This is a genomic window from Bradyrhizobium sp. sGM-13, from assembly GCF_018398875.1.
Taxonomy (GTDB): domain Bacteria; phylum Pseudomonadota; class Alphaproteobacteria; order Rhizobiales; family Xanthobacteraceae; genus Bradyrhizobium.
The window spans coordinates 1-261 of the sequence record NZ_JAGWDK010000340.1; the positions used below are offsets into that span (position 1 = coordinate 1).

The following is a 261-nucleotide window of genomic DNA, read 5'->3' on the forward strand; positions in this document are numbered from 1 at the left end:
TGCAGCGGGGCGTAGGCGAGAATGGCGAGCGTCAGCGCGCAGATCAGGAAGGGGAGGGCGAACTTCGCGCCGCTGGTTCGGATCCTTGGGAGCAGCGAAGCCGACCACACGATGCAGCCGAAGAACACGAGCGCGACCAGCGGCACGATGACAAGCAGGACAAAGCCGGAGGGCCAGTCCGCCATCGATAGTTCGAACGTTGCGATCGACAGCGTGAAGGCTGAAATCGCGATCGTCGCCACCAGCGCGGCGCGAACCGAT

General features: G+C 64.4%; 1 protein-coding gene. It reads right to left on the bottom strand.

The genetic code is table 11. From position 1 onward, the window contains the following. On the bottom strand, nt 1-261 hold a 261-nt coding region (locus KJQ96_RS39265; RefSeq protein WP_213291248.1), incomplete at both ends, for a hypothetical protein.